The organism is Mycobacterium sp., assembly GCF_040398885.1.
Lineage (GTDB): Bacteria > Actinomycetota > Actinomycetes > Mycobacteriales > Mycobacteriaceae > Mycobacterium.
Genome location: NZ_JBBATF010000203.1, coordinates 1 through 4,298, shown reverse-complemented (window position 1 = coordinate 4,298; position 4,298 = coordinate 1). Strand labels below are relative to the sequence as shown.

The window sequence follows — 4,298 nt, the reverse complement described above, 5'->3', positions numbered from 1 at the left end:
CCATGATGCCGATGTTGCGGACCTTCTTCAGGTCGGTCAGCACGTCGAGTGCCACAGAAGTCTTCCCAACTCTTTCGGTGTTATTGCTGTCTTTAGTTGCGCCCGCCGAGGCGGGCAGGTGTCACCAGCGGTAGTGCGCGAACGCCCGGTTGGCCTCGGCCATCTTGTGGGTGTCCTCGCGGCGCTTGACCGCGGCGCCCAGGCCGTTGCTGGCGTCGAGGATCTCGTTGGCCAGCCGCTCGACCATGGTCTTCTCCCGGCGGGCCTTGGCGAAGCTGACCAGCCAGCGCAGCGCCAGGGTGGTGGAGCGATCCGGACGGACCTCGACGGGCACCTGGTAGGTGGCGCCACCGACGCGGCGGCTGCGGACCTCGAGGGCCGGCTTGACGTTGTCCATCGCCCGCTTGAGGGTGACGACGGGGTCGGTGCCGGTCTTGTCCCGGGCCTGCTCGAGAGCGCCGTAGACGATGCGCTCGGCCAGCGACTTCTTGCCGTCGAGCAGCACCTTGTTGACCAGCTGGGTCACCAGCTGGGACCCGTAGACGGGGTCGTTGACCAAAGGACGCTTGGGAGCGGGCCCCTTGCGCGGCATCAGCTCTTCTCCTTCTTCGCGCCGTAGCGGCTGCGGGCCTGCTTGCGGTTCTTCACGCCCTGGGTGTCCAGCGACCCGCGGATGATCTTGTAGCGCACACCGGGCAGGTCCTTCACGCGACCGCCGCGCACCAGGACCATCGAGTGCTCCTGCAGGTTGTGGCCCTCACCCGGGATGTAGGCGGTGACCTCAACCTGGCTGGTCAGCTTGACGCGCGCGACCTTGCGAAGCGCCGAGTTCGGCTTCTTCGGGGTGGTGGTGTAGACGCGGGTGCACACACCGCGGCGCTGCGGGCTGCCCTTGAGGGCCGCGGTCTTCACCTTGGCGATCTTGTCGCGGCGACCCTTGCGGACCAGCTGCTGAATGGTTGGCATTACCGGCTTTCTCTCATTTCACGTCTGTGTACTGCAGTTTTGACCCCGCCGCGTAACCCGCGGCCGGGCGTGTCGCACGCTCTGGGCACCGGAACCGATCCGGATGCACCGTGAACATACGAATTCGCCCGGCGAGCGCGCGTGAGCGCACCTGGCGGCCAGGCACGATGCCTAACAATACCAGTTAGACCAGCGGCCTCCAAAACCGGCGGCCCGCCACCTTACCGCAGGTCAGGGTTGGTGCGGTGGGATATGCCGGTGGCGAGTCTCAGCACCATGTCGGAGAAGACGGCGTCGGTGTCCACCCGCACGGCGCTGGACTCCATCACCCCCGTCATCTCCAGCAGCACGAAGCCGTGCAGGGCCGCCCAGAACTCCAGGGCCGCATGGAAGGCGGCCCGGCCGTCCAGGCCGTAGGAGGCCAGCACGTCGATGACCGGCGCCGCCGCGGCGTGCGAGGCGGAGGTGAACTCCGGGTCGTCCCCGCCCAGTGGTATCCGGGTGAAGGCGGAGTACCGGCCGGGGTGGTGGTGGGCGTAGCTGCGGTAGGCGCTGGCCATCGCCATCACCGCGTCGTCGCGGGTGCGGCCGGCCGCCACGGTGCTCAGCATCTGCAGGATGTCGTCGACCACCCGCATCCGCACCGAGCGGCGCAGGTCGTCGAGGTTGGCGACATGGTTGTACAGCGACGGGCCCTTGGTGCCGAGTTGGGTGGCCAGCGCGTTGACGGTCAGGGCGTCCCAGCCCTCCCGGTCCAGGAAGGTCAGGGCGGCGTTGACGATCACCTCGCGACTGAGCTTGGGCGCGGGGCGCCCGCGTGTGGCCATCAGCGCAGAACTCTAGTGCCCCGCGTACGGCTGCACGTACGCTCTTGGGCGATGCGGATGCACCTTTCCGCCGTGTTCGCCGCGGCAATGACGCTGGCCGGCTGCGGCGCGGGGGCCTCCGGGCCGGCGGCGCCGGTGCCGGCGGGCGGCGCCGTCGATTACGGCTCGTTCGGCACCACCGCCGACATCGACTGCGGAAGCGGCAGCTCGCTGAACGTGGCCGGCTCCAACAACACCCTGACGGTGTCCGGGACGTGCGCCTCGGTCCGGGTCGGCGGCTCCGACAACACGATCACCCTTGAGCGCGTCGACGGCCGGTTGTCGGTCGCCGGGCTGAACAACTCGATCACCTACAAGGCCGGCGATCCGAGCGTCGAGGACTCCGGTTCGGGCAACCGGATCAGCCGCACCCCTCCCCGCGGGCAGACGTAGACGTCCCCGCCCCTCCCTCGCCCCCTCCCTCGCCCCCTCCCCGCGAGCAGACGTGGACGCCCCCGACATTCCGCATATTCGGGACCCTTTGTGTCTGCTCGCGGGGAGGGGCGGGAGGGCCACCCCGAGGTCAGGCCGGTTCCCCGTGCCGGCCGGCGCCGTCGGCGAAGCGCTTGGCGCCCGCGAGGGTTTCGGCCGCCACCCGCGACAGGCTGCCGAACTCGAAGTCCATCGCCTCGGCCTCGGAGCGGCCCCACTGGTGCAGCGCCGAGAGCCGGTCGGAACGCAGGCAGCCCTGCGGCAGCCGGGCCAACTCGGCGGCCAGGTCCTCTGCGGCCGCCCGGGCCTGCCCGACGGGCACGACCCGGTTGGCCAGCCCGATTGCCAGCGCCTCCTGCGCCCCGACCGGGCGGCCGGTGAGGATCATGTCCATCGCACGGCCGTGCCCGATCAGCCGCGGCAGGCGCACCGTGCCGCCGTCGATCAACGGGACGCCCCAGCGCCGGCAGAACACCCCGAAGACGGCGTCCTCCTCGACCACGCGGAGGTCGCACCACAGGGCGAGTTCCAGACCCCCGGCGACGGCGTAGCCGCTCACCGCCGCGATCACCGGTTTGGACAGCGTCATCCGGCTGGCACCCATCGGGCCGGGGCCGTTGCGGTGGGTCGGGTTGGAATCGGGTGTGCCGATGGCCTTGAGATCGGCTCCGGCGCAGAATGTTCCGTGGTCCCCCCACAGCACGGCCACCGAGGCGGACTCGTCGCGGTCGAACTCCTCGAAGGCGTCGTAGAGGGCCAGGGCGGTTGGGCCGTCGACGGCGTTGCGGGCGTGCGGGCGGTCCAGGATGACCGTCGTCACCGGTCCGTTGCGCGCGACGTCGACACTCATCGGGCCTCCAGAAGGTCGTCGGATCGTCGCGCCGCCAGTACCGCGGCGAAGTCGGCATAGGCTTCCCGCAGTCGGTCCGCCGGCCAGTCGGCGGGCAGCAGTTCGGCCGGGAGCACCGGGTCGGTGAGCAGATGGCGGACCATGGCGGCGGCCAGCGTGAAACGGTCCGGGACACCCCTGGCACGGTCCATCTCACGCAGCAATCGACGACCGGTCTTGGACCACCCGGGCAGATCCCACAACGTCGCGGCGAGGTCGACGGGGTCCTCGTCGCGGGAACGCAGGACCCGCGCCTTGCCGCCGATCTCCGCCGGCACTGTCCCGGCCAGATTGTCCGGCCGCAACCACACACCCTCGCGCAGCTCGGCGAATCGGTTGTGCGCCAGCGCCGTTCGCATAGCAGCCCGGGCTCGGGCGTCGGCACCGACCGCGGTCACCACAACGGTGATCCAGTCGCCGTCCCAGTCGCGAAGCACCGGATGCAGGGCGGCGTCCTGCCGGCGCTGACGGGCCAGCAGCCGGTCCGACAGCCGATAGCCGTCGTCGGAGCGAACCAGGTCCCCGGCGCTGACCATCCGGGTCAGCGCAACCCGCAGGGTGGTCTCCCTGATGTCGAAATCGGCCGTGAGACGGACCAGTTCGGCTGCGGTGGCCCAGGCCGGGTGGGCGCCGAGCAGTACCGAGAGCACCACCGACCGGGCCGTCATGCGGGGCACGTCACGCGCCCGACGTTCGTCTGCCGTAATCCCCGAACGGCTCGTCGCGACGCCGGACGGCATCCCGGAATCCGTGCTCGACGGCGTCGGCGACGAAGGCGTGCCCCTCCGGGGTGTGCCGGGCGATGCCGTCGAACACCGTGCCGACCATCCGACTGGTCGCCACGCCCTGCTGGTACAGCGCGGTGTTGAGGGCGAGCTTGGCCATGATCAGCTGGTTGACCGGCATCGCGGCGATGCGCTCGACGAGGCGTTCGGTGCGTTCGTCGAGGTCTTCCGGGGCGGGCGCCTCGATGGCCAGTCCCCACTCGGCGGCCTGGGCTCCGGTGATGCAATCCCCGGTCAGCAGAAGACGTTTGGCGCGTTGGTCGCCGAGGCGGTGCGCCCACAACCCCGCGGCCGGGACACCCCAGACCCGCATCGGCGGGTAACCGATCTTGGCGTCGGCGGCGGCGATCACCTGGTCGG

Annotated in this window: 7 protein-coding genes; 1 reads left to right on the top strand and 6 read right to left on the bottom strand. The window is 70.5% G+C overall.

The genetic code is table 11. From position 1 onward, the window contains the following. Positions 1-121 precede the first annotated feature (121 nt). From rpsG to ADBZ5U_RS14630, 3 genes are all read right to left on the bottom strand, one after another. Positions 122-592, bottom strand: coding sequence for a 30S ribosomal protein S7 (gene rpsG, locus ADBZ5U_RS14640; protein WP_526257991.1), 471 nt, complete (start codon positions 590-592; stop codon positions 122-124). Further along, the gene (rpsL, locus tag ADBZ5U_RS14635; protein WP_007167812.1) at positions 592-966 is read right to left on the bottom strand and encodes a 30S ribosomal protein S12; all 375 of its coding nucleotides are present in this window, start codon (positions 964-966) and stop codon (positions 592-594) included. The genes rpsG and rpsL overlap by 1 nt, the downstream gene beginning before the upstream one ends. A gap of 221 nt (positions 967-1,187) precedes the next feature. Further along, positions 1,188-1,793 (bottom strand): TetR/AcrR family transcriptional regulator, encoded by a 606-nt coding sequence (locus ADBZ5U_RS14630; RefSeq protein WP_526811395.1) that lies wholly within the window; start codon positions 1,791-1,793, stop codon positions 1,188-1,190. Positions 1,794-1,844: 51 nt separating this feature from the next. Between ADBZ5U_RS14630 and ADBZ5U_RS14625 the strand changes: the two genes are divergently transcribed. Next, positions 1,845-2,225 carry a DUF3060 domain-containing protein gene (locus ADBZ5U_RS14625; protein WP_526811394.1) on the top strand — a complete coding sequence of 127 codons (381 nt, stop codon included), beginning with the start codon at positions 1,845-1,847 and terminating at the stop codon, positions 2,223-2,225. Positions 2,226-2,355: 130 nt separating this feature from the next. Here ADBZ5U_RS14625 and ADBZ5U_RS14620 read toward each other — a convergent pair whose 3' ends face one another. The 3 genes from ADBZ5U_RS14620 to ADBZ5U_RS14610 form a co-directional block, all read right to left on the bottom strand. After that, complete coding sequence (locus ADBZ5U_RS14620; RefSeq protein ID WP_526811392.1) at positions 2,356-3,114, bottom strand: crotonase/enoyl-CoA hydratase family protein; 759 nt, start codon at positions 3,112-3,114, stop codon at positions 2,356-2,358. Further along, positions 3,111-3,821, bottom strand: coding sequence for a PaaX family transcriptional regulator C-terminal domain-containing protein (locus ADBZ5U_RS14615; protein ID WP_526811391.1), 711 nt, complete (start codon positions 3,819-3,821; stop codon positions 3,111-3,113). The genes ADBZ5U_RS14620 and ADBZ5U_RS14615 overlap by 4 nt, the downstream gene beginning before the upstream one ends. 10 nt (positions 3,822-3,831) lie before the next feature. After that, a partial coding sequence (locus tag ADBZ5U_RS14610) for an enoyl-CoA hydratase/isomerase family protein (RefSeq protein ID WP_526811390.1) occupies positions 3,832-4,298 on the bottom strand: 467 nt, incomplete at its 5' end.

Bases quoted from the DNA above. Each gene is read 5' to 3' on its own strand.
- rpsG (WP_526257991.1), bottom strand. From the start codon at position 592: ATGCCGCGCAAGGGGCCCGCTCCCAAGCGTCCTTTGGTCAACGACCCC.
- rpsL (WP_007167812.1), bottom strand. From the start codon at position 966: ATGCCAACCATTCAGCAGCTGGTCCGCAAGGGTCGCCGCGACAAGATC.
- ADBZ5U_RS14630 (WP_526811395.1), bottom strand. From the start codon at position 1,793: ATGGCCACACGCGGGCGCCCCGCGCCCAAGCTCAGTCGCGAGGTGATC.
- ADBZ5U_RS14625 (WP_526811394.1), top strand. From the start codon at position 1,845: ATGCGGATGCACCTTTCCGCCGTGTTCGCCGCGGCAATGACGCTGGCC.
- ADBZ5U_RS14620 (WP_526811392.1), bottom strand. From the start codon at position 3,114: ATGAGTGTCGACGTCGCGCGCAACGGACCGGTGACGACGGTCATCCTG.
- ADBZ5U_RS14615 (WP_526811391.1), bottom strand. From the start codon at position 3,821: ATGACGGCCCGGTCGGTGGTGCTCTCGGTACTGCTCGGCGCCCACCCG.